The organism is Streptomyces sp. NBC_01013 (genome assembly GCF_045162765.1).
GTDB lineage: Bacteria > Actinomycetota > Actinomycetes > Streptomycetales > Streptomycetaceae > Streptomyces.
This window is the reverse complement of record NZ_CP108687.1, coordinates 8,275,021-8,297,870: the sequence shown is the minus strand read 5'-3', so window position 1 is coordinate 8,297,870 and position 22,850 is coordinate 8,275,021. Positions and strand designations below refer to the sequence as shown.

The 22,850-nt window shown below is 66.8% G+C and carries 18 protein-coding genes and 1 pseudogene; 6 read left to right on the top strand and 13 right to left on the bottom strand.

The annotated features are described in order from the left end of the window. Nucleotides 1-406: 406 nt before the first annotated feature. Nucleotides 407-1,444 carry a hypothetical protein gene (locus OG538_RS35945; protein WP_406099830.1) on the bottom strand — a complete coding sequence of 346 codons (1,038 nt, stop codon included), beginning with the start codon at nucleotides 1,442-1,444 and terminating at the stop codon, nucleotides 407-409. A 413-nt stretch (nucleotides 1,445-1,857) separates the two neighbouring features. Between OG538_RS35945 and OG538_RS35940 the strand changes: the two genes are divergently transcribed. Together OG538_RS35940 and OG538_RS35935 are read left to right on the top strand one after the other, a co-directional pair. Continuing rightward, nucleotides 1,858-2,625, top strand: coding sequence for a peptidoglycan-binding protein (locus OG538_RS35940; protein WP_406099829.1), 768 nt, complete (start codon nucleotides 1,858-1,860; stop codon nucleotides 2,623-2,625). Between the two features lie 385 nt (nucleotides 2,626-3,010). After that, complete coding sequence (locus OG538_RS35935; RefSeq protein ID WP_406099828.1) at nucleotides 3,011-4,471, top strand: hypothetical protein; 1,461 nt, start codon at nucleotides 3,011-3,013, stop codon at nucleotides 4,469-4,471. A gap of 18 nt (nucleotides 4,472-4,489) precedes the next feature. On the opposite strand, the gene OG538_RS35930 is transcribed toward OG538_RS35935, so the two are convergent. After that, the gene (locus OG538_RS35930; RefSeq protein WP_406099827.1) at nucleotides 4,490-5,947 is read right to left on the bottom strand and encodes a hypothetical protein; all 1,458 of its coding nucleotides are present in this window, start codon (nucleotides 5,945-5,947) and stop codon (nucleotides 4,490-4,492) included. Nucleotides 5,948-7,091: 1,144 nt separating this feature from the next. Between OG538_RS35930 and OG538_RS35925 the strand changes: the two genes are divergently transcribed. Then, complete coding sequence (locus tag OG538_RS35925; RefSeq protein ID WP_406099826.1) at nucleotides 7,092-7,304, top strand: hypothetical protein; 213 nt, start codon at nucleotides 7,092-7,094, stop codon at nucleotides 7,302-7,304. A gap of 627 nt (nucleotides 7,305-7,931) precedes the next feature. Further along, a complete protein-coding gene (locus OG538_RS35920; protein WP_406099824.1) occupies nucleotides 7,932-9,119 on the top strand; it encodes a DUF2235 domain-containing protein in 1,188 nt (395 codons plus the stop codon). Between the two features lie 48 nt (nucleotides 9,120-9,167). Here the strand turns inward: OG538_RS35920 and OG538_RS35915 are convergent, their stop codons facing one another. From OG538_RS35915 to OG538_RS35885, 7 genes and pseudogenes are all read right to left on the bottom strand, one after another. Beyond that, nucleotides 9,168-9,737 (bottom strand): bacterial transcriptional activator domain-containing protein, encoded by a 570-nt coding sequence (locus tag OG538_RS35915; protein WP_406100438.1) that lies wholly within the window; start codon nucleotides 9,735-9,737, stop codon nucleotides 9,168-9,170. Between the two features lie 162 nt (nucleotides 9,738-9,899). Next, nucleotides 9,900-10,236: pseudogene (locus OG538_RS35910) on the bottom strand (transposase); the annotation flags it as partial. A gap of 33 nt (nucleotides 10,237-10,269) precedes the next feature. After that, nucleotides 10,270-11,124 carry a hypothetical protein gene (locus OG538_RS35905; protein ID WP_406099823.1) on the bottom strand — a complete coding sequence of 285 codons (855 nt, stop codon included), beginning with the start codon at nucleotides 11,122-11,124 and terminating at the stop codon, nucleotides 10,270-10,272. Between the two features lie 954 nt (nucleotides 11,125-12,078). After that, nucleotides 12,079-14,154: a M4 family metallopeptidase gene (locus tag OG538_RS35900; protein ID WP_406099822.1), complete on the bottom strand. Its 2,076-nt coding sequence runs from the start codon at nucleotides 14,152-14,154 to the stop codon at nucleotides 12,079-12,081. Nucleotides 14,155-14,793: 639 nt separating this feature from the next. Then, on the bottom strand, nucleotides 14,794-16,284 hold the full coding sequence (locus tag OG538_RS35895; protein WP_406099820.1) for an alpha/beta hydrolase family protein: 1,491 nt from the start codon (nucleotides 16,282-16,284) through the stop codon (nucleotides 14,794-14,796). A 389-nt stretch (nucleotides 16,285-16,673) separates the two neighbouring features. After that, a complete protein-coding gene (locus tag OG538_RS35890; protein WP_406099818.1) occupies nucleotides 16,674-16,973 on the bottom strand; it encodes a hypothetical protein in 300 nt (99 codons plus the stop codon). 117 nt (nucleotides 16,974-17,090) lie between these two features. Further along, nucleotides 17,091-17,333 (bottom strand): hypothetical protein, encoded by a 243-nt coding sequence (locus tag OG538_RS35885; RefSeq protein ID WP_406099817.1) that lies wholly within the window; start codon nucleotides 17,331-17,333, stop codon nucleotides 17,091-17,093. Nucleotides 17,334-17,797: 464 nt separating this feature from the next. Between OG538_RS35885 and OG538_RS35880 the strand changes: the two genes are divergently transcribed. Continuing rightward, nucleotides 17,798-18,187 (top strand): hypothetical protein, encoded by a 390-nt coding sequence (locus OG538_RS35880; RefSeq protein WP_406099815.1) that lies wholly within the window; start codon nucleotides 17,798-17,800, stop codon nucleotides 18,185-18,187. Between the two features lie 282 nt (nucleotides 18,188-18,469). Here OG538_RS35880 and OG538_RS35875 read toward each other — a convergent pair whose 3' ends face one another. From OG538_RS35875 to OG538_RS35865, 3 genes are all read right to left on the bottom strand, one after another. Next, a complete protein-coding gene (locus OG538_RS35875) occupies nucleotides 18,470-19,069 on the bottom strand; it encodes a GPP34 family phosphoprotein (protein WP_406099813.1) in 600 nt (199 codons plus the stop codon). Nucleotides 19,070-19,107: 38 nt separating this feature from the next. Then, nucleotides 19,108-20,112, bottom strand: a complete 1,005-nt coding sequence (locus OG538_RS35870) for a transposase (RefSeq protein WP_406099811.1) — start codon at nucleotides 20,110-20,112, stop codon at nucleotides 19,108-19,110. A gap of 99 nt (nucleotides 20,113-20,211) precedes the next feature. Further along, complete coding sequence (locus tag OG538_RS35865; protein WP_406099810.1) at nucleotides 20,212-20,580, bottom strand: MerR family transcriptional regulator; 369 nt, start codon at nucleotides 20,578-20,580, stop codon at nucleotides 20,212-20,214. Between the two features lie 49 nt (nucleotides 20,581-20,629). Between OG538_RS35865 and OG538_RS35860 the strand changes: the two genes are divergently transcribed. Continuing rightward, a complete protein-coding gene (locus OG538_RS35860; RefSeq protein ID WP_406099809.1) occupies nucleotides 20,630-21,928 on the top strand; it encodes an MFS transporter in 1,299 nt (432 codons plus the stop codon). 344 nt (nucleotides 21,929-22,272) lie between these two features. On the opposite strand, the gene OG538_RS35855 is transcribed toward OG538_RS35860, so the two are convergent. Beyond that, entirely contained in the window at nucleotides 22,273-22,611 is a 339-nt protein-coding gene (locus OG538_RS35855) for a thioredoxin family protein (RefSeq protein ID WP_406099808.1), read from the bottom strand. Nucleotides 22,612-22,850: the final 239 nt, after the last annotated feature.

Genomic DNA, 22,850 nt, shown 5'->3' with positions numbered 1-22,850 from the left:
TCCGCTCCGTCCTGGTCGTGCGGCTTGGTGTCCGGGGGCCTGTCGGGGCGGGGGTCCGGCCCAGGTGGATGAGGCCGCCTCCCACCCCCTCCTCCGTTTCGGCCACCACCGAAGCCTCCGCCAGGGTGAGCGCGGTGGTCTCCACCGGGGCCGGGATGGTTCCGCAGTTCATGCCACAGCCGCAGGGAGACCGAGCGAGAGGGGTTGAAGGTCATGACGAACGCCTCATCCGAGGTCGTGGGAGGTAGGAACCGCGGCGACGCCACTCACACCTCTTCCATGCTCACTCCGGTGGCGGATCCCCGCCACCGGGCGGTGGCGTGGCAGCAGTCGGCGCCGGCGCGCACCGGGAGTGCGAGCCCGTACGCATCGAGGGGGACTCGGGGTCCGACGCACGGCTGTCGCGTCAGGGAAAGAGGAAAGCGGCGATCGCGGCGTCGAACACCTGTGAGACCGGTTTGATGGACGCGTCGTTGGCGAACGCCCGGTTCTGGAATACCAGGACGAAGCGGCTTCCTGTGGAGTTCTCCCGGACGATCGCCGCTTCGGATGCCACCGCCTGCTGAGCGGGGGTGCCGGTGTGGACGGAGCCAAGGCCAATTTTCGATTGCAGCAGGCTGAACTGGACGGTCGTGTCACGGTCCAGGAAGGTGTGCCGGCGCTGCACGGCCTTGGTCAGGAGGTCCAGCATGGCCTCGTCGCTCGGTCCGTCAACCAGCGGCGCGTCACCGGCCAGGAAGGTGAAGAGGCGGGCCATCTGCCGGACGGACGTTCCCTGCGCGGTGGGCGTGTCGTTGACACACGGGATGCGTTGCGGTGGGAACCCGTTGGCGAAGTCCCCGCACAGCCATATGCCGTCGGCGGTTTGGGGCGTGCCGGTGGCGGTCTCGTCGAAGAACCCTGCGGTGGAAGCCCCTTCGGTGAGATAGCCGAAGCCGACACCGTGCACCACTGCACCCGTCGCCACGTCGTCGCCGTCGGCGACGGAAGCGGTGAGATTCGTCTGGAAGTCGGTGGAGAACGTGACGGTGGAATCCGCCTGCACGGTGAAGACTTTTTCCCACCGGGGAAGTATGAATCCGGTGAGGTTGACGCCGGCGAGCTGCACCACGCGGACATCGTTGATGATGTCGTCGAATTCGCTGTGCAGCAGGGGAATGACGTCGGCGGGCTGAGGCTGCTTTTCAGCGACGAGTTCGTTGGCCGCTCGCAGGAGTTCGGACGATGCCCACATCGACGTTGCCTTGAGCAGGCTCGCGGAGAAATGGATCTCGCTCTCGCGGTGTCCGGCGAAGCCATGGGGCGCGGAGTCATTGAGCGCGACGATGCCCATAGGCGTATTGCTGAGGCTTTGTGGGGAGGCGGCCAGCGCGTTGTCGAGGGCTTGTTGAAGGTCCACGTCAGGACCGAGCAGGTCAGACTTCAGGTCAGGGAAGATCGCCATGGTGGGCTCCAGAGTCCGGCCGGCCCCCGTGCAGACTCCCGGCGGCGAAACCGAAGGTGTCCGCGAGATCAGCCACTCGCGAGCGGGGATCCCGTTACCGTGCCACCTTCGCTCGTACGTCCATGGTGGCCCCATCGGCATTGGCCTCGCATCCGGATGGGCTCCGGGAGCGACAACAGCTTCCAGGGGATGGCGCCGACGACGCGCTGGACTAGCCGGCGGAGCAGGGCCTGGGCGACTGAGTTGCGGCGACGGACTTGCCGCTCTCCTTCCGGTTCGGCCAGGGGCGGCTCGGTGACTGCCCCTTCGGTGTCCGTCCTGCGGATGCCGGCCCGCACGGTGTGGGACAGGGTGGAAAGATGCCTCTTACGTCGAAACTTCTCCGCGATGACCCTGCGCTGCAGGCGTGTTTGGTGTCCGACGCCGACCACGTCCTGCCCGGCGCGCAGGGCGATCACGTCACCAGGATCCAGGCAGCACTCGTCACGCTGGGCGCCGGGGTGATCGCGGCCGACGAGGTCGACGGGAGACTCTACGGTCCTACTACGGTGCGGGCCGTACTGGCCTTCAAGGGACCGCCACGCAACATCCTGGGTCCCGGCCAGACGACGCCGGACAACATCGTCGGGAAGAAGACGATCGCCGCGCTCGACATCGAGATCGTGGCGTTCGAGAACCGGCCTCCGCCCGCCGTGGTCAGCCTGTTCGTCTCGCTGACTCACGAAGGATCCCCGCACGACCACACGACATGCCCGGTGGACGGCAGCGGGCACCCGGTCGACCACATCGCCACGCCGGTCAATCCGGGCCTCGGGCGGAAAGTGAACATCGGCGGCGAGGGGGAAACCCGGTATCAGGGCTTCGAGGACTTCGTCACCGACCCCGGCGTCGTCGGCGGACCACCTCGCCCGCTCACCGACACCGTTGTGAGCGACACGGCCACGGACATCGCACTGCGGTCCGCGCCCATCTCCACGCGCGGGGAGCGCGAGATCCGCCGGATCGCGGCGTCCGGCGCACGCCTCACCATCGCCACGAACTCGTTCACGCTGCCGAAGATGGAGCAGATCGTGCAGCGGCTCAGCGGGGTCGTCATCGAACGTATCTCCCTGCCGGACACCTCGGTGCCTGACGGACTCGGCTATCAGATCCTGGTTGTCGTGCTCCCGATCAAGTTGTGAGGCGGGAGGCGCTTCCAGACGTTCAGACAGACGCGTCAGGGCGGGCGCAGAGCGGTGCCCGCAGCGCGGTCGTGGGCCCCTCGGCACGCCGCCGTTGCGGGGCCAGGGTGGCGTGGGCGCAGGGTGGTTGCTTCCGGCCGCAGTTGGCCGCCTGCTCGGTGCCGAGGCTGATGACTCTGCCGCGCAGGTCCGTCGGCCGTGATCCGGCCGGGCCGTGGGCCGGCGCTGAGGGCCCAGATATTCCCGTTGCGGAATGCGCCGGGCAGGTGAAGAGTTGTTTGATATCGGCTCTGCGGTATTCCAGCTCCGCATTTCTGAAGCCGTGGCTCATGGGAAGAATCTGCGACAACTGGGCAGTTCGACGCACAGCGCATCTGGAGCCCTCATGGCCAAGATCTCCCGGCAACACATCTTTCACGCGGCCAGTGCATCCTTCTTGGCTGCGGCGCTTGCGCTGCCGACAGGCCTCACGATCGCGGCAGCGGATTCCCGGAGCCCGAATGGGCGCCACGACGGAACATCGGTTCAGAGTACAGATCCTCCACCGTCTCCTCCCCCCACGCCGAGCGAACCGAAGAAACCCGCGACGCCCCCCTCCTCGCCACCGGACTCCGCGCCTTCGCCCGATCCGACCCAACCCTCGACGTCTTCGCCCGACACCACTGCGCCGACAGACCCGGGCGACACGGACGGACAGAAGTCCGATCCCCCACCGGAACAGAAGGAAGACATCGACCAGGCGACGACTGCCCTGACCGAGGAGAAGGAACACGTTCCCGAAGAACTCACATCGACCGTGGAGACGCTGATCACCATCATCGACATGGTCGAGGATCCGCGGACTTTGCCGCAGGACAGGCAGGGCGTTACCGAGAGCGCGAAGAATCTGTCCACCGCGCTGGCAGCCATCAATGACCCGAGGACACCTCCCGAACTGCGACAGGAATTGACCGCGATGGTGAAGCAGGTGACTGCGACGCTCAAGGTGGTCAGCGACCCGCGGGTACCGGCCGAAGAACGGTCCATGCTCATTCTGGTGGTCGCACGGACCACCTCCACCCTGGACATGATCTGCGATCCCGAGACGCCACGAACCCTGCGGGACCGGATGATCGCCATAATGAAGGATACGACCGACGCTGCGGAGAACGGCTGGACCGGACCGCGGGGCAGCTCGGCGGACGAAAGCCAGAACTTTCCTGCGGGCGAGGGGTCCAGGCAGACCGCTCTCAATACCTTGTTGCCGGTCAGCTCCTCTTCGGACATCATGCACGACCGCAAAACACCGCCGGCGGACCGAGAACAGCTTGCGAAGATCACGCAGGAGGTCAGCGCGCTCCTGAAGAAAATAAGTGATCCCAGGACATCAGACAAAGAGCGATCCGAAGCGACAAAGGAACTGGGGGAGAAGAGCACTCGCATGAGGGAGCAGCAGGAGCGGGCCGCCACCGCTCAGGAGCGCCCGAAGGAGTCGCTCGGCAAAGCGGCCGCACTCTGCACCAGCGCCATCTTCGAGTCCACTCCCGAGTCCGCGCTCAGGAGCGGGTTGAAGAAGCTGGTTCCCGCACGGTGGGAGGACGAAGGGATCAAGGACTTCTGGAAGGCGAAGGCAAGCGAAAAGGGCAACGACATGCTGGACGTCCTCGCCCAATTGCGGAACAACGAGCATACTCAGGGACCGTTCGACGTCATACCACTCATCACCGAGCTCGCCGATCTCGTGCCGCACGACAGACTGTTCGGGAGTCTGGGAGCCTCGGCCCTGTACTGCGAGCAGACTGCCACGTATCTTGACGAGGAGTTCGGAGTCACGGCGGGCACCTGGCTCACGGAGAGCAGCGAGTGATCCCGCGGGTGATACTGGTCAGACTCCGGCAGATTTCAACAGTTCGGCCACGGAGATCTCTGCATCAGCTCGGGCCCTCGCAGCTCCGTATCTCTCCAGCTCCCTCCTTTCTTCCCCATAATCACCCAATGCGGAGAAGCTGTACGGCAAGGAGGAGATCGAGGAGATGAACCGGCCGCTCGGGGACCAGACAGCGGTCACGAAACGCGGTTTGCGCGTCACATTGATGAGGTTGTCGTTGTGTCGCACCCTCCCTCGGTGCACGAGCTGCCCTCCACATATCGCGGGCTCACAGTAGTAGCTCCGGTCATCTTCGTTCCACGAAGCATGAGGAGACCTGAACTCCTCCACGTCCAGCTTCCCACGGTCCTTCCTCATGTAAGAGATTTTCAGTTCAATACTCACGGTGTCATACTCGACGTCCTTGGGAAGCTGAATTACACGCTTCAGAGCGTATTCCTGCCCGACCTCGAGCGAATTACCGACGTCGTAGAATTTCCCACTGCTGATGGTGGTGTACTTGAGTTGGTCGACGTAGAGTTCGGCTTCCCCCGCGCGCGCCCCCTGTTTCCCGACACTCTCCCTCCACTCCGTCACCGGGTCGCTCTCCCCCAGAGAATACGAGGCGACCCTGCCTCGGACCGTGTAGATGTCGTTGATGATGTACACCGGGATTCCTCCGGTGTTTTTCATGTAGAGGGTCAAAGGCACGTGCACGAAGGGAAGGTGACGGTTGTCCTCCCACGCCTTACCGAATTTCGCCTGCAAAGTGAAGTACATGGGAGCGGCCGCAGGCTGGTACATGGTTGAATACGCCAGGCTCACAGCCGTCAGGAGTGCTGTGGCAACCACCCCGGCCGCGAACCTTTTGGGTTGTGGTACACCCTTCCACGATCTCTGACTCACAAGTAGAAGCACTGCCCAAATGGACCAGCACCATGCCGGCATGTAGACCAACAAATAGCGCGTGTACTCCCGTTCTTCGGACCAGAGAAGAAGTAGGAGACTGTCAGTCGCCAGCACGATGATCGCCCCAAGCAGGACAAGCGCTCCGGAGGCTTTGAAGTGCCGTCTCCCCCAGTAGTCGACTGCCGCGAGCGCCGAAACTCCCAGCACCGCGCCCGAGAGGACGAACAACACTCCGGTGATCCGTTGCGCGAACGTCGAAGCCCCCGAGGCGTCCGGCCATCCGATGACTGCATTGAAAACCATGGAAACGAGCAGGCCGATCATCATGAGTGTCATGATCGAATGCCTCTTCCAGGCCCGGTCGAGCCAGGTCCTGCTATCGCCCCCGCGCCAGCACACGGACGCCGGATCATCCAGATCCATGTGCTCGGGGTAACCTCGGCGGTCGAGAATTCTCCGCAGCTCAGCCCGTGACCAGGCCATGCCGACCGTCTCGCCGCCGATGGTGACGCGGCGAAGGCCACGACTGTCCGGCGGCTCCACGATGACCCACGGGCGGATACTCATGACCACAGACTCGAACCGGAGCCTGCACCCTGCACGCGGGGCTACACCGTTTGCCGTCATGCGGGTCACCCGTCTCACCGTGAGCGGTCGCTGCGACCCCACCGCCGGCCGGCCGGCCGGCGGCCACGGCCCGGTGTGCTGAAACGGCGGTGCCGATCACCCGCTGGAGGACCTGGCAACCCTGCCCCGCAGTATCAACCGGGCACCGTGAACTTCCGGGATGGACACCTCCTGGCAGACGTCAAGTTCTACGGACCTGGCGACAGCCATGCCACTGGCCCGTCAGGGCTCCGCCACATCAGCCGGCGCTGGGACGGCAGCCGGTTCGTCCGGCAGTCCCGGACCAGGGCCGAAGTGCCCAACCGGACAGACCTGAGCACACAACGCGTCACCTGGCTGCTGCTGCGCTTCAGCAATGACGACCGTTTCGTTGCGGTCTATGTCCTGTCACCTGGGTCGATCACGACCGCCTCGGGGATCAGTCGGGGCAGCACACGAGGCGCGGTACTGACGACATACGCCATGGAGATCAACGAGCCGAACGCGGACGAGCTCGTCTTCACCCCCAGCGGAGCACAGTTCCAGGGCAAGGTCATCACCTACGCCATCGCCGACAACGGCGAGGTGGACCGCTTCATCGCGGGAGAGACAGACTTCGCCGACCCTCATCCCTGCCGTGGCGATCGAGGCCGATCCCAGCAGCGGCATCAGCAGGCCTGCTCGACCCGACCCACGTCGCATCCGAAGCGCGCACGGTTCTCTCGTGACTCTTCAGGTATCGGTATACCCGGAGCGGGATGCGCTGGCCGACTTCGTCAGGTCCAAGGTCCCGTCAAGGATGGAACGCTGTCGTTCGAACCTCAGGGCGCGGACGTGCCGGCGTCGGCTGCTGTACTTCCTCGACCTGCGACATCAGCTGGCAGGAGACCAAATCCCCCGGTAAAGGACCGGCTCCTCATTTCACCAAGGCGCCGGACGCCGAGACCAACTCCACCGTCTCCACCACCACCGGAACCAGACCGGGAGAAGGAGCCTCCGGGCAGGCGGGTTCCGGACCGGGTGAACGGCTGGTTGGATCCTGTCACTGCCCCGAAGCGTGCACCTATGCTCGGGTTCGGCCTATCCGCCTGTTCCAGGAGGTTTCATGCCACCGACCAAGATGTACTGCTTCACCTGCGACTCCGACGAACAGCACCGTCCTCTGACCGGGAACGAGAAGGTCTGGCTCAAGAACCGTACCGGTCGCAGAACAGTCGACGAGTTCTTCATGTGCACGGCACCGAGCTGCCGCAATGTACGCAGCGGTTTCAACAAGCGCCCGTTCGAGCCCGTCATTCGCGTACCCCTACCCGACTGACACCCACCGCCACCGCCAGTGCAGCCGAATCGACGGAGCCCAGGCAGGATCGGCAAGTCCGTGCGCAATACCCACACCATGTAGGTTCCCGTGTACCACCCCGGCGGGCGAGCGCGGCCGTGCGGAGCAGGTTCGTCAGGCCGTCCTGGGCCGGGCCGAATCCGCGCTCAGCTGACAGCGCCGTCGTACGTCTCCGGTCTCCCGGCACACGCCGGGCCCGGTCTCCCGGGTCGGGCGGGTCGGGCCGCTGGTCAGAGCCGGTCGCGGTTGGCAGTGATCAGGCGTTTGGGGCGACGGGCCTTTCCTTGTCCGTCGGCCAGGTCCATCCGACAGCCCTTAGCTTCATTTTGTGCTGGCTATGAGGGCTGAGGAGTGGGCCCGGGGCTCGGCGGTGCAGTCTGGGCAGTGGCCTTCCCTCACCAGCCAGGGCGTCAATCTCACTGCCGCTGGAGCGCCCACCGGGCCGAGAACTGTGCACCGCGCCTACCCATCTCCTTAAGAGACAAGCAGCGTTGCTCTACCCCCAAGGGGCCGCTCGCGCCCCCTCACGGATGGCGCGGCCCAACGGGTGGTGGAAACATGGAAGTGGTGCTATACACCACCACGCTCTCGCGAGGAGGGATGGTCATGGCCAAGCGTCTGGTCATCTGTTGCGACGGCACATGGAACTTCGCCGACCAGTCGAGCAAAACAAACGTCGCCAAGGTCGCCCTGTCTGTGCGGCAGGGGTCGGTCGGCGGGAAGGACCAGCGGGTCTACTACCACAGTGGCGTCGGTACCCAGCAGTGGGAGAGGCTGCGGGGTGGCGCCTTCGGTGTGGGGCTTTCGCGGAATGTCATGGACGCCTACCGGTTCCTCGTCGAGACGTACGAGCCCGGCGACGAACTTTTCCTCTTCGGCTTCAGCCGGGGCGCGTTCACCGCCCGCAGCCTGGCGGGGCTGGTGCGCAACAGCGGCGTCCTGCGGCGGGAACATGCCGACCGCTCGCAGGCGGCGTGGTCCCTCTACCGCGACCGGACCGAGCATCCGAACGGCGCGGCGTCCACGTTGTTCCGCCGTTCGTACGCCCGCGAGACACGAATCCGCTTCATCGGCGTGTGGGACACCGTGGGTGCGCTGGGCATACCTCTGCCGGACGCCGCTCCGCTCCAGTCGGCGGTGAACGGCTTCAACCGCCGCTGGGCGTTCCACGACACCGAGCTGGGCGGCTTGGTCGAGGGAGCCTTCCATGCGCTGGCCATCGACGAGAAGCGTTCGGCGTTCCGACCGGCGCTGTGGCACCAGCAGCCTCACGCCGCCCGGCAGGGACAGGAGCTCAAGCAGGTCTGGTTCGCCGGGGTGCACTGCGATGTCGGTGGCGGGTACACGGAGGCAGGGCTGTCCGACATCGCCCTGCTGTGGATGGCCGACCAGGCCCGGCGCTACGGGCTGGAGTTCGACGACGAGGCGCTCAGCGCTGCCGGGCCGGAGGAGATGAGGCCGGACCGGAGCGCGGACTTCCGGGTCGAGCCGGACAGCTCGGGTGAGCTGCATGAGTCGCGCACGCGCATGTACCGGCTGGCCAAGGCCTACCACCGGCCGCTGGGCAGCGCGGTGAATGACAGGAACGAGCCCGACGGGAACGAGTTCCTGGCGGTGCCGGCCAAGGAGCGCTACGGGCGTGACGCCGGATACCGGCCGCCGGAGCTCGGTCTGTATCTCACGCACCAGAAGCGGGTCCGGCTGGAGCCCGTCCTGCTGCCGGATCTCGCGGCAGGCCTGCCGCCGATGCCGCCCGCCGCATCCGCACCAGGGGCTGGCCGCACCACCCGCTGACTCAGTCCCCGTCCACCGGGAATCCCCTGGCCCGCGAGACCGAGACCATCACGGCTTGCGTGTTCTCTCCCCGCCCTCGCCGTGCCGCTCGTACCAATGGGTGGCTGGTGGCCTCCGACGTTCTGTCCGCCGAGGTCGGTGGCGCCGATGCCCGGCTGAAAGGCGCCGGACGCCGTTGCCGACGCGCAGATCAGGCGCCGGACACGATGAAACCCGGCCCGGAGAGCTGGGCAGCCAGCGCGGGCTGGGTGTCGGGGTCGTCGAAGGCCCCGAGCCGGAGCCGGGGGAAGGAAGCTCGGACAGCATCCGGGCGAACCGGTGCGAGGGCACAACGCCGAGTATTGTCGCCAGCAGGTGGCAGAACGCCTCGTAATGGCGCACCGCCTCGCCGGCGTTGCCTTCCGCGAGATGGGCTGACACGACCGCCCGGTGCGTGCTCACCCGCAGCGACTCCGCCCGTACGCTGGCCCAGGCCGCCTCGATCGCGAGAACAGTCTGCCCTGCTGGTATCAGGGTCTCGGCCGGCTCGTCGAGCGCGTGCAGCCGCAGCTGCCGCAGATGCTCACGCTCCAGCAGCACCCAGTCCTCGTCCCAGCTCCAGCAGGGCTCGACGTCCACGCCCTCACCCGACAGCGCTCGGTGTCGTGCAGGACACCGACGCCGCCTTGCATGCCTTCTCGGCACTGGGGCTGGTCGCCGATCCCCGGGCTCCGTCCCGATCGATTGAATCCAGCGGATCGATTGGAGGGTCTCGTCATGGTCGCTGGCGACCGTCGGCGCCTTCCGTGCGCCGACGGCGTGCTGGTGGGCCCGCACAGCTGTCGAGGCCACCGAGACGTCCCAGCCGATCTGGCCCACGGCGTCCTCGGCCGCCTGGATCCGCGACAGCAGCATCGCCCATGTTCCATCCGCTGAACAGCGACGATGGCGTTTGTAGACGGACTCCCACGGCCCGACGCTCCGGCAGATCCCTCCACTGCACGCCCGTCCGGACCCGGTAGAGAACCACTTTGATCACCCGACAGTGGTCACACCACCGACCCCCGCGGGCCCCACCAGGAGGCAAGAACGACTCAAGCCGGTCCCACTCCGCATTCGTCAGATCACCACGGCCCATACAAACAGCCTGACCCCAACACCCCACGGAGGGTCAATGCCATTCCCAGTGGAGCGCTTGGAAGCCGGGGCCAGGGTTCTCGAAGACAGTGTGCGCCCGGCTGGCGGCGCTGATCCACACCGGTTCCGCGGACACGGGCTGCCAGGAGCCCCCGGCGCTGAAACAACGCCAGCAGCGCACCGGCACGGCGTCCGGGTGGAAATCGACCTCCAGGGTGTAGAGGAGAGCAGGAGAGAGAAACCCTCGCCCGCACTCCTTTGCGCGGCGTCCGTTCTCGGGGAACAGCACGGTGTACTCGATCAGCGTGGTACCGCCCTGGGCCAGCGTGCGATCCAGGAACAGCTCGGCGACCATCAACGGCACGCTGCGGTCCGAGCGCAGCCGCCCCAGGCGGGCGTTGCGTACGTCGGCGAATTCCGGCAGCGCCGAGTCCGGGTCCTCGCCGCGAAGGACCAGCACAACGCGGTCCACCCCGTCCCGGGTGGCCTTCAGCGTCAGGCGGGTGGTCAGCCGAGCCCCGGCTCCGCGCGCGTTGAGCTCGTAATGGTCGTGGGCTGCGACCCGGAGCAGACCGTCGTCCGTACTGTCCAGCTCGGTCAGCAGCTCGGGAAGGCTCCCGAACTCCCGCCACAGCCGCTCGGTCTCCAGTACGGCGGCATCCCGTTTGACCCAGCGGCCACGGGGACGACGCGGACCGAGCAGTGATACCAGCCCGTCGGTGGGGACACCCAGCAGCTCCTCCAGGAGTCGGATCGCCTGCCGGGACTGAGGCCGCTCGGGCCGGCGCCGGCCACGTCTCCAGTAGCTGAGCGTGGTCACGCTGATCTCGACGCCTCGCTCGGCAAGCCGGTGCTGGATCCGCTCAAGGCTGAGCCCGCTGGCACGCACGGCAGAATCCAGGGCAGTCTCGAACGGACCGTTGCGCAGCGCATCGAGAAGTTCCGAGGGCAGTACCCGCGACGACTGCACAGCTCTCGGCTTCGGCGACCGTGCCACCTGGAGCGTACGCCCGGAACGTGCCGTGCCACTGGTGTCCACCAGTCTCTCGCCTCCTGCACTGCCCGCGCACGCCTGAGGGAAGGGGCGGTGCGTGTGGCAGCGTTCTCGTGGGGGATAGAACGGGCCACAGGGTAGTCATGATCAGGCCAGTCATCGATAAAATGTTGAACACTCTGTGTACAGTTTTGACCAAAGCTCGAAGGTGGCGCAGAAGTGTCGGCGGAGGCTGGGAACTCACCGGCATCTCCACATGGCCCGCGAGCGAACGGAGTTGTCGCTTGCATGCCGACCACCCGACGACGGCCACGATACTGTTCTCGCTGCTCAGATCTCGATGGTCGGTCAGTGGCCTGCTGATGGTGTGATGTCCCCGACGCCGCTGACGGACGGCACTGCCCAGCGACCGCACTCCCTGGGATCCACTGCGGGGCCCAACCGGTACGACGTCGGGTTGAACGTGGAGAAGCCAGGTGGTACCTGCTGCTGCGGTATCTGCGACGCGCCGTCAGAGCAAGGTAGTCGCCGGTGCCACACGCGGACGAGGGAGGTGACAAGCAGCGCATCTGCACTCGTCTCGTCACTGGTCCACATACGTTCGTCACGGGGCGATCATCGCGGCGGCGACGATCACCCCACATGAGGAAAGAACACCGTCATGGCGGGAGCCCTGCCCGCCGGACTCGCGCTCGCCGGCCGCTCGTTGAGCGGGCCGTCCGCCGACGACGAGACGTACGCCGACGCGGCCGCCGGGTCTTACGGCTTCGGCGAAACGCGCGGCAGGCCCGGCCGGCTTTCGCCGGCCGGGCCCACTGAACGTACGCGCGGAGCCTGGGGGGACGACGCTCAGCCGGTGGTGACCGCGGTGTCGTCGATCAGGAAGCCGGTGGACAGGGACGAGTCCTCGGTGCCGGTGAACTTGATCGTGACCGTCTTGCCCTTGAACGCCGACAGATCAAGGGTCCGCTGGGCGTAGCCGCCGGGCGTGGCGTTGGAGTACGTCGCCAAGGTGGTGGTGCTCGTGCCGGAGATGACCTGGGCCTTCAGCGTGTCGTACGGCGTGGTGCCCGACTCCTTGGTGTCGATCGCCAGGAAGAAGCTGAGCTTGGGTGCCGTGGCGGTGGCCGGGATGGTCACCGACTGGGACAGGGTGTCGGTGTGGGTGCTGCCGTATCCGTCCAGCCAGGCGTAGTACGAGCCGGAGTGCGCGGTGGCGCCGGTGTCATTGGTGATCACACCGGAGCTGGTGGTCCAGTTGACGGCACCGGACTCGAAGCCCGGGTTCGAGAGCAGGTTGGTGCCGCTCGGCGGCGTCGTCGTGCCGCCGCCGCAGGTGGTGGCGGTCGGGACGACGGCCACGCCGCTCCACGCCTTCTCCACCGCGGCGCACTGGCTGCTGCTTGCGCCGTACAGGTCGATCGCGGCCTTGACGCTCGCGGTCCGGGCCTCGGGGTAGGTGGTGCCCGAGGTCATGTACGTCGTGAGCGCGCGGTACCAGATCTTGCCCGCGGCGTCGTTGCCGATGCCGGTGACTGTGCCGCCGTTACAGGTCGGGCTGTTGCCCCAGCTGGAGGAGCCGGAACCGACAGCCAGCAGGTAGAAGAAGTGGTTGCCCACTCCGGAGGAGTAGTGCGGGTCGAGGTTCTTCGTGCCGGTGGTCCAGCAGCTCTGCGAGACGCCGTCCTTCTTCGGATCATCCATGTACCGCAGCGGCGTGGAGCTGATCTTCTCGCCGATGAGGTAGTCGGGGGTGTCTGCCGGGCTCTTGGCGTTGAACTCCACCAGGGTGCCGAAGATGTCGCTGGTCGACTCGTTCAGACCGCCCGCGTCACCGAAGTAGTTCAGGCCGGCGGTGGCGGAGGTGACCCCGTGACTCATCTCGTGGCCCGCGACGTCCAGCTCGGTGAACGGCTTGTCGCCGGGGGCGCCGTCACCGTAGATCATGCTGAAGCTGGTGTCGTCCCAGCCGGCATTGGCGTAGTTGTTGCCGTAGTGCACGAACGAACGAGCGCCGACACCATCGTTCTTGATGCCGCTGCGCCCGTGCACGTTCTTGTAGTAGTCCCAGGTCGCCTGGATGCCGAAGTGGGCGTCGGCCGCGACGGTGGCACGATCGCTGAGCGTGCCGTTGCCCCACACGTTGTCGGTGTCGGTGAACGCCTTGCCCCAGCCCGCCGGCGGGCTGTCATTGGTGGCGGTCAGGTTCTGCGCGTCCCTGGTCTCCCCGTTGCCGCGGGTGGAGTCCTTGAGCTGGTAGCCGCCGGAGATCGCGGTGGTGGTCAGCGCGACGTCACCCACCTGGTAGCCGTGGCCGGTGCCATCGGCTGTGTGGAAGGCGTTCCACATCTGCCCGACCTTGCCGGTCAGGGCGTCCACCAGCACGTTGAAGTGACTCGGCGACTGGTCGGGAGCGATGCCGTTGACGGTCACCTGCCACGCCAGCCGCGGGGTGCCGGAGAGCGCGTTCACCACCAGCTCGCTAGTCGTCCCGGCGCGCTTGCCCCGGAAGGCCTTCTGCGCCAGAGTCTCCGCGCGCTTGGCGCTGACGTTGGGCTTCACCGGCAGGGAGAGGCCGGCCTTGAGGGTCAGCGTGCTCTCGCGGAACGCCCCGCTGGGCGCGTCGTGGACGATGACGTCACCGCCCAGCACGGGCAGGCCGCGGTACTCACGTGTCATGTGCACATGCCGGGTGCCGTCCTTGTCGATCAGCACCGAGGTGGACTTGAACGTGTCGTCCGAGCTCGCCCGAACCGCCGCGGGGTGGGCCGCGATCGAGTCGCGAGCGTCCTGGACGGCCTGGCTCTTGTCGGCCTTGGGCGGGTGAGGCCGGGCGGTGCCGGCGGCGGCGGGGGATCCCGCGCCGGCTATCAGCAGTCCGCTGACAACCAGTGAGATCGATGCGGCGAAAACGGTTCTCTTCATGGGCCGGGATCGTGGCCGTGGTCGAGTGGTCGGGTCAACGAGCACCAACTCTGTTTAATTGCGCTCACTGTGAAGAGGCCGGTGACCGCCTCCTCTCGCGGTCACAGCTCCGCCGCACTCCATGCTGTGGTCAAAACTGTTCACAGAGGGTCTACCGTTTCGTCGATCCCCGGCCAGGTCGTGGCCGAGTGGCACGGTTGTCGGAGCCGAGAGCCGTGCAGTCGTCGCGGGTGCTGCCGTCGTAGCTTCTCGATAGGCTTCGCAACGGTCCGTTGGAGACTGCCCCGGACTCTGGCGTGCGTGCCGGCGGGCTCCGTCTTGATCACATCCAGCACCAGCGGCGTGGTGACGCTGATCTCGACGCCTCGCTCGGCGAACAGCTACTGGAGACGCGGCCGAACCCGCCTTCACCAAACCGGCGGTTCGAGACGAGGAACACCCCAGCGTGTTCGTCATCATGGCCAGGGACATCCCGCGTGGTGCCGACGACATCGTGGTCCGCAGGCAAGCGGTCGGCGGACGCGGCATCGACGCGTTCACGCTGCGCTGTCGGATCATCAAGTGCCGGCAGCAGGGAGGCTGTCCGGAGGCCGTCGCTTACGGCGTCCGGACCCGGGGCGCGCCCCTCCCCCGCTCTGATCAGCGCCCGTTGTCCGGGGGGTAGACACTGAGGCCGCCGTAGGCCGACAGAACGCCGGCCACATCACCAGGCTTGTGCCGCAGCGTGGTGTCCAGGAAGGCCAGAGTGGTTGCGGCGACGATGTGGGGGCTCTTGGTGCGGCCCAGCGAGCCGACTATCGAGGGTACGGGCGGCAGGTACAAGGGGCCATCCATGAAGGTGAGGTGTGCTGCGCCGGGGATGGTGAGCTGATAGCCCGTCGCGGTGCTGAACTTGAGGGCCTCGGTGAGTCGGGGTAGGTAACGTGGGTCGGTTGTGGGGGTGATGGCCTGAGTGAGTGCGAGCGTAGGCTGGTGCAGGGAGGGGGAGGCGGGGCCGTGGGGGTAGCCGTCCAGATCGATGACGGCGTCGAACCGGCGATCCCGCCGGGCAGCCTGCAGAGCGGCGGCACCGCCTATGGAGTGGCCGGTGACCGCAACCCGACCGGTGTCCAGGCGTTCGGTCAGCGGACCGGTGATCTCACCTCGGTCCAGATGCTCCAGCTGGGTGAGTACGTAGCTGAGGTCGGCGGCACGGACAGCAGTCCAGTCGACCGCCAGTTTCTCGTCCTTCCCCTGGTCTCCGGTGGAGGCGATCGTGGCGTGGAGTGTTCGACCGTCGGTGAGGACGACGGCGGCGGAGTCGTACGGGTGGTCGAGGGCGGCGACCACGTAACCGTGGCTGGCCAGTTCCTCCGCCCAGGCTGTGTTCTGGGTTCGCACTCCGCCCGAACCGGGAGAGAACAGCACGATTGGGAATCGCCCGCCCCCACCGGTCACCGGAGCGTTGAAGATCGAATGGGAGTGGGCACGTGCGAGGCCCTCCACCAGGAACCCGGGAAGGCCAACCTGGCGGGCGAGGGCAGCGGAAACGGTGCGCGCCTCAAGCTCGGTGCGTCCGAGGTACTGGGCCCGCTGCGTGCCTGGAGGGCTCTTCCGCGCGGGATACCAGAGTTGGACCACGACCGTGCGCCGGTCGTGCGGATCAGCGGTGAGGGTCTCGGGGCGGTGTCGGTCGGTCCACTGCACCACGCGGGTGCCGACCGCGAAACGGCCCGACGGCTCGGGGAACACGGGTACAGGAAAGGCCCAGGCAGCCACCGGCCCTGTGGCAATCAGGGTGACGCAGGTGATTGACCCCGGCAATGCCAGCCACCATCGGGCCCGCCACGCCGGCCGGCCGGCGTGGCGCCGCAGCAGGGAGGAGAGGGCGAACGGCAACGCGAGGGCAGCGCCTGCCAGAACCGGCAGCATCTGCCAGCGGACCCCCGTCACAAGCAGCACGATGGCGCACAGCAGCAGAACCGTCCCCGCCCCGATCGCGACACGTGGGCGGACAGCGGGGGGAAACCAGCGCGCCACCACCAGTGCGACGGCACCCAACAGAGAGAGAATTTCCAGAGGGGACATGTACAGCCCCGCGATGATCTCGGTCACCCCGCCATCCTCAGGTCGGGGTGCTCGATGCCACATCGATCCTGGGTAGCCATCACATGCAACTTGAGTCGCAGTCCAAGGCGTGTCCAGGTGCGACCACAGTCGCACTCGGACCTCTCGCCTGTGCAACCAGGTTCCCAAGCAAGCAAGGTGGGTGAACGGCCGCTCTACGACCGCGGGCCGTGTTCGGCATCAGCCCGTTGTACCAGCCGTCCAGGTAGCGGCCGTTCTCGTACCGGACCCACGCGTCGACCGGCGCAACGTCGTAGCCAAGCTCCTGGGCGTAGGCGAGGTGGGCGTCGCGTACCAGGCCGGGCCCCTCGAGGTCGCCAGGACGCTCACGCGTCCCTGTTTCCGTCCGGGGCGGCGTTCAGCGCTCTGGTAGACCGCTCGATCTCCTCGGGCGAGCAGTCGGTGAGGACTGATCAGTCGGCGGACGGCAGGAACTCTCCTACGTCTTTCGCCAACACGACGTCGGAGGCAGCGGGCCGGTGAACCTCGACAGGCTTGTCGTAGTCGTCAATGCCGACCAGCACGGGCACGTCCGCGATGTCGAACTCGATATGGCGGGGGGTCGGCATTCCTGTCTCGGGTATCTTGACGACCACCTCGCCGTCTTCTCGCGTGTGCGTGAGCGAGACGCGCCGCTCTCCGTTCTCCGTTCGGGCTATGCCCTGTTTCGCACTGGATACGGAAGCGGGCACCGCCTCGAATACCCGGTCCATCCGGCACAAGGACACGGCAACATCCCTCGTCAGCTCACGCGCAGCGGACTCAACGTACTTCCCGCGTGCTTTCGCAACTGCCTCCCCCACTTCAGCCGCCGCGTCAGGCCCCACAAGTTAGGCGAAATCCAGGACCCCGCTCAGCGCCGTCGCGTCATGCTTTTCCCAGGCGCGGTCACCGATGATGACAAACTCGGTCGTGCCGCCAAGCCGCCTGTAGGTTCCAGCACAGTTCCCCTGGCGGTCGACATGCAGGCCGATCTGCGTGTCAACGGCATCCCTGACCTCCCCCGTCAGTCCGAAGGATCGATACCCCCTGAAAAGCGTCAGAGCCTGGGTCATACGCTGTGCGTCGCTCACGGATGGAGTCGGCGACGGCTTACCTCCTGACTCCCCGGTGCTGGTCCCGCCGCAGCCGGTCAGTACCCCTACGGTCCACACGCTGCACAGCGTCACAGCAATCGTTCTTCGCGCCGTCACTTCTGATGTCCTCCCTACAGCTCTACCCACCGTGGTCCAGCCGGCGGTTCAGCATCCCACCACGGCAGCAAACAGCCCGCGTGGGGGCAGACTCACGCCAGCCAATTCCGACGGCCCGGACCCGGCAGGCCGAGTGCGCGGGTTCGCGGATCCTGCATGCGTGTGCTCGTCTCCGTTCGCGTCCCGTTCGCCTGGCCCGTTGGAGCCGATCGATGTCCGCTGCGGCCGCCTGGCCGGCAGACCCGTCCGCACGGCACCGGCCTTTACCCCTTCGCGCGAGCTCCGGTGTGCCCGAGTTCTCGCCGCCGTGGGCACCCCTTTGACCACACCACCAGGAGGAACCAGTGTCGTACCCGGAACCGCTCACCCCCGAGGAGCGGCTCGCCGACGCGAAGAAACAGCTGAGTCTTCCCCGTATCGTCGTGATCTGCGGCTCCACCCGCTTCATGACCGAGATGACCGAGGTCGATCTGCGGGAGACCAAGGCCGGAAAGATTGTCGTCAAGCCGGGCTGCGACATGCACTCGCCGCACGAACTTTGGTCCGATCCTGTCGAGGCCGAGGCGCTGAAGGGTCGACTCGACGATCTGCACCGAGCGAAAATCCGGCTGGCTGATGAGGTGCTTGTAGTCGGCGACTACATCGGAGACAGCACCCGAGCCGAAATCGCCTACGCCCGGTTGCTGGGTAAGCCCATGCGGTTCACGAACCCCGAAGTCGACCCCGACGCCTGACCGCCCGCCCTCCGCAGGCACCGCACCCCTTGGGCTTGATCATCTAGGATCGCGCGGGCCGCAGGAACGGACGCAGCAGAAATCCGGAGCGGCTTCGGCGATTCTCGGCGTCAACGATCGAGTCATGTATCGCCCGTCCCGGAGCATCGCACACACCGCATCACCGAGATCAAGATCCGCCGACCAGCACTCCAGCCGTGGTTGACGCCGACGCCGCCCGACAGCCGGACGAGAGCTCACCTCGTCCTCGGACTCCACCGCGTCCCCGAAGCCGGACTCAGCTCACGGTCCGCGCCAGATGTTGGCGAAGGCCGCATTCTCGATGGAACGCCTCTGGCGTACGGCCTCCAACTCCATCACTGCGTCGTGAACAACGGCAACCACGGTCGTCACCGCCTCGTCCTCGAGGCCGGGCTCATCGTCGGACCGCTCGCCGTCGATACCTACGACCGCGGCGAGGGCCGCCAGAACAGGCTCCTGCTCCCGCCGGCGATCGGCTGCCCGGCGCCGCGCAGGCGTGTCGACTGGTTCCACACGTTCCGAGCCGAAGGACAGTCGGCCGCTTCGCTTCTGCGCCAGCTCACCGTCCTCCTCCAGGGCGGCCTGGTACGCGGCCGAGAGATCTGTGCCACGGCGCCACAACCAATCCTCGATCCGCTCGTAGGGCGCCTGCCGAGTGAGCCCCGCGGCAGCCTCCTCCATGAGCCGATCGTCCAGTGCCGGCTGGCCGCCCGGCATGATGCGGTCGCCGTCCATCGCGACCGCCCCCGCAACAATGAGATCGATCAGTTCAGCTCCCGCGAGCGCGAGCGACAGGTCGCCCTGTCCCACGGACCGCTTCGGGTCCATGGCAATGATGAACAGGTCTTTCGCCGTGGTCATGAACGGCTCCCCTCGGAGACATCGACAAAGCTGCGCCCCTACCGACGCGCCCGACGTCCGGGGCCGGCCCGGCGACGGGACGGTCGGGCACGATCAGTATCGCCCCGTCTACTGGATCCCGGAGGATGCTTCGCCCGCGGGGCCGCCGAGCGAGTCGGAACGATCGAAAGGGACGAGATCATCAGGTGTGTGATGCCTCCGCACAAGTCCTTCCAGGTGAGGGATGAGACGTGCTGAGGCATCTGGAGAACCAAGGTTGTGCCGAATGCCCCACCGCCTCCGCGCCATGCGGATTCATTTCCACGTTGCCGAGCCGGACGACAACATCTACGACCCGCTCCTGGATGTACCTGACCATCACCCCACGAGTCGAACCCCGCCCCGCCGTCCGGTCCGCGGACCTCGACCTCACCGGGGCCAGGGCCTCGGCAAAGTGGCGCTTCGTCCGGATTGGTGATCATGCGATCCCGTGGAGAGCGAGGCGCCGGTGGGGCTTCTCGCGTTGTGTCGCAGGTCGGCGGCGATGCTGGCGGTGCCGGCGAGGCGGAGTGCGCCGATGGCGAGGTTGCGCCAGGTGGCCATCGCGCGGGGTGCATTGCCGGTCCGTAGCTGGGAGGCGTCCTCGGTGAGGATGGTGTCCGGACGTGGTGCAGTGATTCGATTGACCAGTGTCCGCGGATCAGGGTCGCCGGTTGGGCGGGCGTTGCCCGCTCTGCAGTCAGGCCGGTGACCGCGTAGACGGTGTGCAGGGTGGCCTTCCCGGTCTTGCGGTGCACGCGGCGGCGTTTGAGCTGGATGGCCTGTTGGGCGCCGGGGAACAGGAGGCTGTTCACAGTGCAGACCTTGATGCGTCTGAGCTCGCTGCGACCGTGACCGGTGGTGCGGGTGCGGTCCTGCAGCGGGATCTGCTTCCAGGGAAGGGCTCCGAGCGGCTTGCGGAGCTTCTTCTGGTTCCCCTTGGCGATCACGATGTAGTGCGCCAAGCGTCCGGTCAGGTAGGCGGCGTGCTCGCGCTGGATATGGAGTGCGTCGCTGGTGACCACTGCATCGCGGCGTTCTGCATGAGGCGTAAGGCCGACTACTGAGCACCTTTAAGCCACCATCCGCTGTACGCAGGGTGGTTGGGCGGCTCAGGCGACCGTTCATTCTTGATTGACCCGTTTGCTGCGGAGGCGTCGCAGGTGCTGCTGGACGGCGTTCCGGCTGAAGCTCAGGCACTTGACCTGGCTGTCGAGGCGGGCGAATTCGGCGTCGAACAGTGCGACCAGGTCGTCTCCGTCGTCTGTTGCGTCCCCGTCCACCTGGTTCTCCTGGAGCAGCGGCAGGATCAGTCTGGTCGGCAGCCCCGATCTGACCAGGCTGCTCACCAGCGTTGCCTGTTCGACGTCCGCCTCCTGATAGTGCCGGTAGCCGCTCGGCGCGCGCTCCGGCCTCAACAGCCCCCGCTCCTCGTAGTACCGCAGCATCCGGATCGGAATCCGGGTGCGCTTGGACAGCTCGCCGATCCGCATGAACCGCTCCTTGACTCTCACATGAATGTGAGACTTTACGGTACCGACCATGAGCACTCAACCCACCGAAATTACTGCGGAAGCGCCGCCCAGGCTGCCCTGGGGAGCACTGCTTCTTCTCTCGGGCGCGGCCTTCGCCACCGTCACCACCGAACTGCTGCCCGCGAGCATGCTGCTGCAGCTCAGCGACGGCCTGGACATCACACCCGCGACCGCCGGCGGACTGGTCGGCGCATGGGCGCTGACGATCGCCGTAGCCAGCGTCCCGCTGACCCGGCTGACCGCCCGGGTACCGCGCCGACGGCTCTTCACCCTCGTTCTGCTGCTGCTCGCCCTCGCGACCACCGGCACCGCGCTCGCCCCCTCGTATGGGTGGGCGCTCACCAGCCGTATCACCGCCGCCGCCGCGCACGGCCTCTTCTGGTCGCTGCTCGTGCCAACGGTGGCCACACTCGTCCCGCCGGCGCGGACCGGCCGAGCCGTCTCGGTAGTGCTGGCCGGTCCCGCGATGGCCAGCATCGTCGGCATTCCGCTCGGCGCTACCGTCGGCGTCTGGCTCGGGTGGCGGGTCTCCTTCGGCGCATTGGCGGCGCTGCTCGCGCTGGCGGCCCTGGGCATCCGTTCCCTGCCGCTTCGAGACGCGCCCCAGCCAGCTGCGCGGCGGGAAGGCCGAGACCCGGCACTGTGGACCGCACTCGGCGTCGCGCTAGCCGGAGGGCTCGTCATCACCGGACACTTCCTGCTCTACACATACATCGCACCGCTGCTCAAACAGTTCGGCGGTTACGACAACGCCACCAGCGGCATACTGCTGTTCGTCTTCGGAGCGGCAGGGGTGGTCGGCACCATCGGGGCCGGATCACTCTCCGACCGGTTCCCGCGACAGGCGCTCAGCTGGGTCAGCGCCGCCTTCGCCGGCAGCGCCGCCTCACTGCTCCTAATCAATCTCCGTCTCTCCGTGGCAGTCGTGGTGATCGCAGGCTGGGGCGTACTCATCGGATTGCTGCCACCGGTCTTCCAGATGCACCTGCTACGGATCGCCTCCCCCGGCCGGGAGGCCGCCTCTGGGGCGATCGGCATCACCGTACTCAACCTCGGTATCGCTACCGGGGCGACGCTCGGCGGGGCAGTACTCGACAACTGGCAGGCCGGAGCCCTACCCGCCGTCGCCGCGGCGGTCATTGCCGCAGCCACCTTCGGACTGGTGGTCAACGGACTCCGGGGCCGGCCCGCCAGCGGTGAGAATTCCGGAGCTGAGCACACCGACGCTGTCCGAGAAAGTGACGACCCCGCAAGAGCAGGTGCACAGGATCCCTCCGCCGCAGAAGCACGAGGGAGGCCGCTGTAACGGCCGCCGGACCAGGGAGAGCGTCCGTGCGGCGGGGGACGGTTCAGCCCTGCTCGCTCGGCACGCTGCGGAGCCGAATTGGGACAGCCAAGGGCTGTCCCGCAGTTCCTGACGGGCGCTCTTGGCCCGATTTACGGACGGGCGGGTGCTGATTCGTTCCCGGCGGGCAACACATGACCATGGTGTTTCCCGAGGTCACCGCAGCGACTGCCGCACTCCCCCGCGGACGAGGGACTCGATGGCGTTATGTGACTGCGGGCGTGTCTCGGCCCCAAGGTGCCAGGCGGCGCAGCTCCCGTGGACGGGACGTGAAGGGTGTCGCGGCCACGCGCCGCAGCGGCCGCTCAGAGGTGGCCGTCCAGGAACTTCCGCATCTCGGTGATGGTCATGGGCCCCATGCCGTGCGCCACCACCTCTCCCTGCTTCAGCAGGACGTAGGACGGGGCTCCGGTGATCCCGTATCGCTCGGTTGCGGCAGGACAACGTGTGATGTCAGCACGGACGGCCGTCAGGCGGCCCGCGTAGTCGTCGGCGATGCCGCCCACGACGAGGTCCATCACCCGGCAGGGCTCGATTGCCTTGGGCCATGTCCCGGTGAAGTACGCGAGCACCGGAACCTCGCTCATCCCGAGGATGAAACTGAACTCCGCATCCTCACGAGGACGGTGAAACCGCTTCGCCATGGAATCTCCTGACCTCACGTTCCGTCATTCCATCCCCATCCTCCCTTGCGCGCGGCATGCCAGGCCTCCCCGCCTCACCCAACTGCAGCCCACCGTCCGCCCATGGTGAGCTCATGCCAGCACGGCGCCCTCCACGGCCACATGAAAGCCGCTTTCCGCGACATAGCGGACCAGACCGCCGACCCGACACTCGACGAGCGCCGCAGGGCGATGCGCATCGTTCACCGGATCCAGTCGAA

What these genes read in the sequence shown, in the direction of transcription:
- OG538_RS35945 (WP_406099830.1), bottom strand. Translation starts at nt 1,444, where the DNA reads ATGGCGATCTTCCCTGACCTGAAGTCTGACCTGCTCGGTCCTGACGTG.
- OG538_RS35860 (WP_406099809.1), top strand. Translation starts at nt 20,630, where the DNA reads ATGAGCACTCAACCCACCGAAATTACTGCGGAAGCGCCGCCCAGGCTG.
- OG538_RS35900 (WP_406099822.1), bottom strand. Translation starts at nt 14,154, where the DNA reads ATGAAGAGAACCGTTTTCGCCGCATCGATCTCACTGGTTGTCAGCGGA.
- OG538_RS35920 (WP_406099824.1), top strand. Translation starts at nt 7,932, where the DNA reads ATGGCCAAGCGTCTGGTCATCTGTTGCGACGGCACATGGAACTTCGCC.
- OG538_RS35890 (WP_406099818.1), bottom strand. Translation starts at nt 16,973, where the DNA reads ATGGACCGGGTATTCGAGGCGGTGCCCGCTTCCGTATCCAGTGCGAAA.
- OG538_RS35875 (WP_406099813.1), bottom strand. Translation starts at nt 19,069, where the DNA reads ATGACCACGGCGAAAGACCTGTTCATCATTGCCATGGACCCGAAGCGG.
- OG538_RS35865 (WP_406099810.1), bottom strand. Translation starts at nt 20,580, where the DNA reads ATGCGGATCGGCGAGCTGTCCAAGCGCACCCGGATTCCGATCCGGATG.
- OG538_RS35855 (WP_406099808.1), bottom strand. Translation starts at nt 22,611, where the DNA reads ATGGCGAAGCGGTTTCACCGTCCTCGTGAGGATGCGGAGTTCAGTTTC.
- OG538_RS35895 (WP_406099820.1), bottom strand. Translation starts at nt 16,284, where the DNA reads ATGTGGCATCGAGCACCCCGACCTGAGGATGGCGGGGTGACCGAGATC.
- OG538_RS35925 (WP_406099826.1), top strand. Translation starts at nt 7,092, where the DNA reads ATGCCACCGACCAAGATGTACTGCTTCACCTGCGACTCCGACGAACAG.
- OG538_RS35930 (WP_406099827.1), bottom strand. Translation starts at nt 5,947, where the DNA reads ATGAGTATCCGCCCGTGGGTCATCGTGGAGCCGCCGGACAGTCGTGGC.
- OG538_RS35935 (WP_406099828.1), top strand. Translation starts at nt 3,011, where the DNA reads ATGGCCAAGATCTCCCGGCAACACATCTTTCACGCGGCCAGTGCATCC.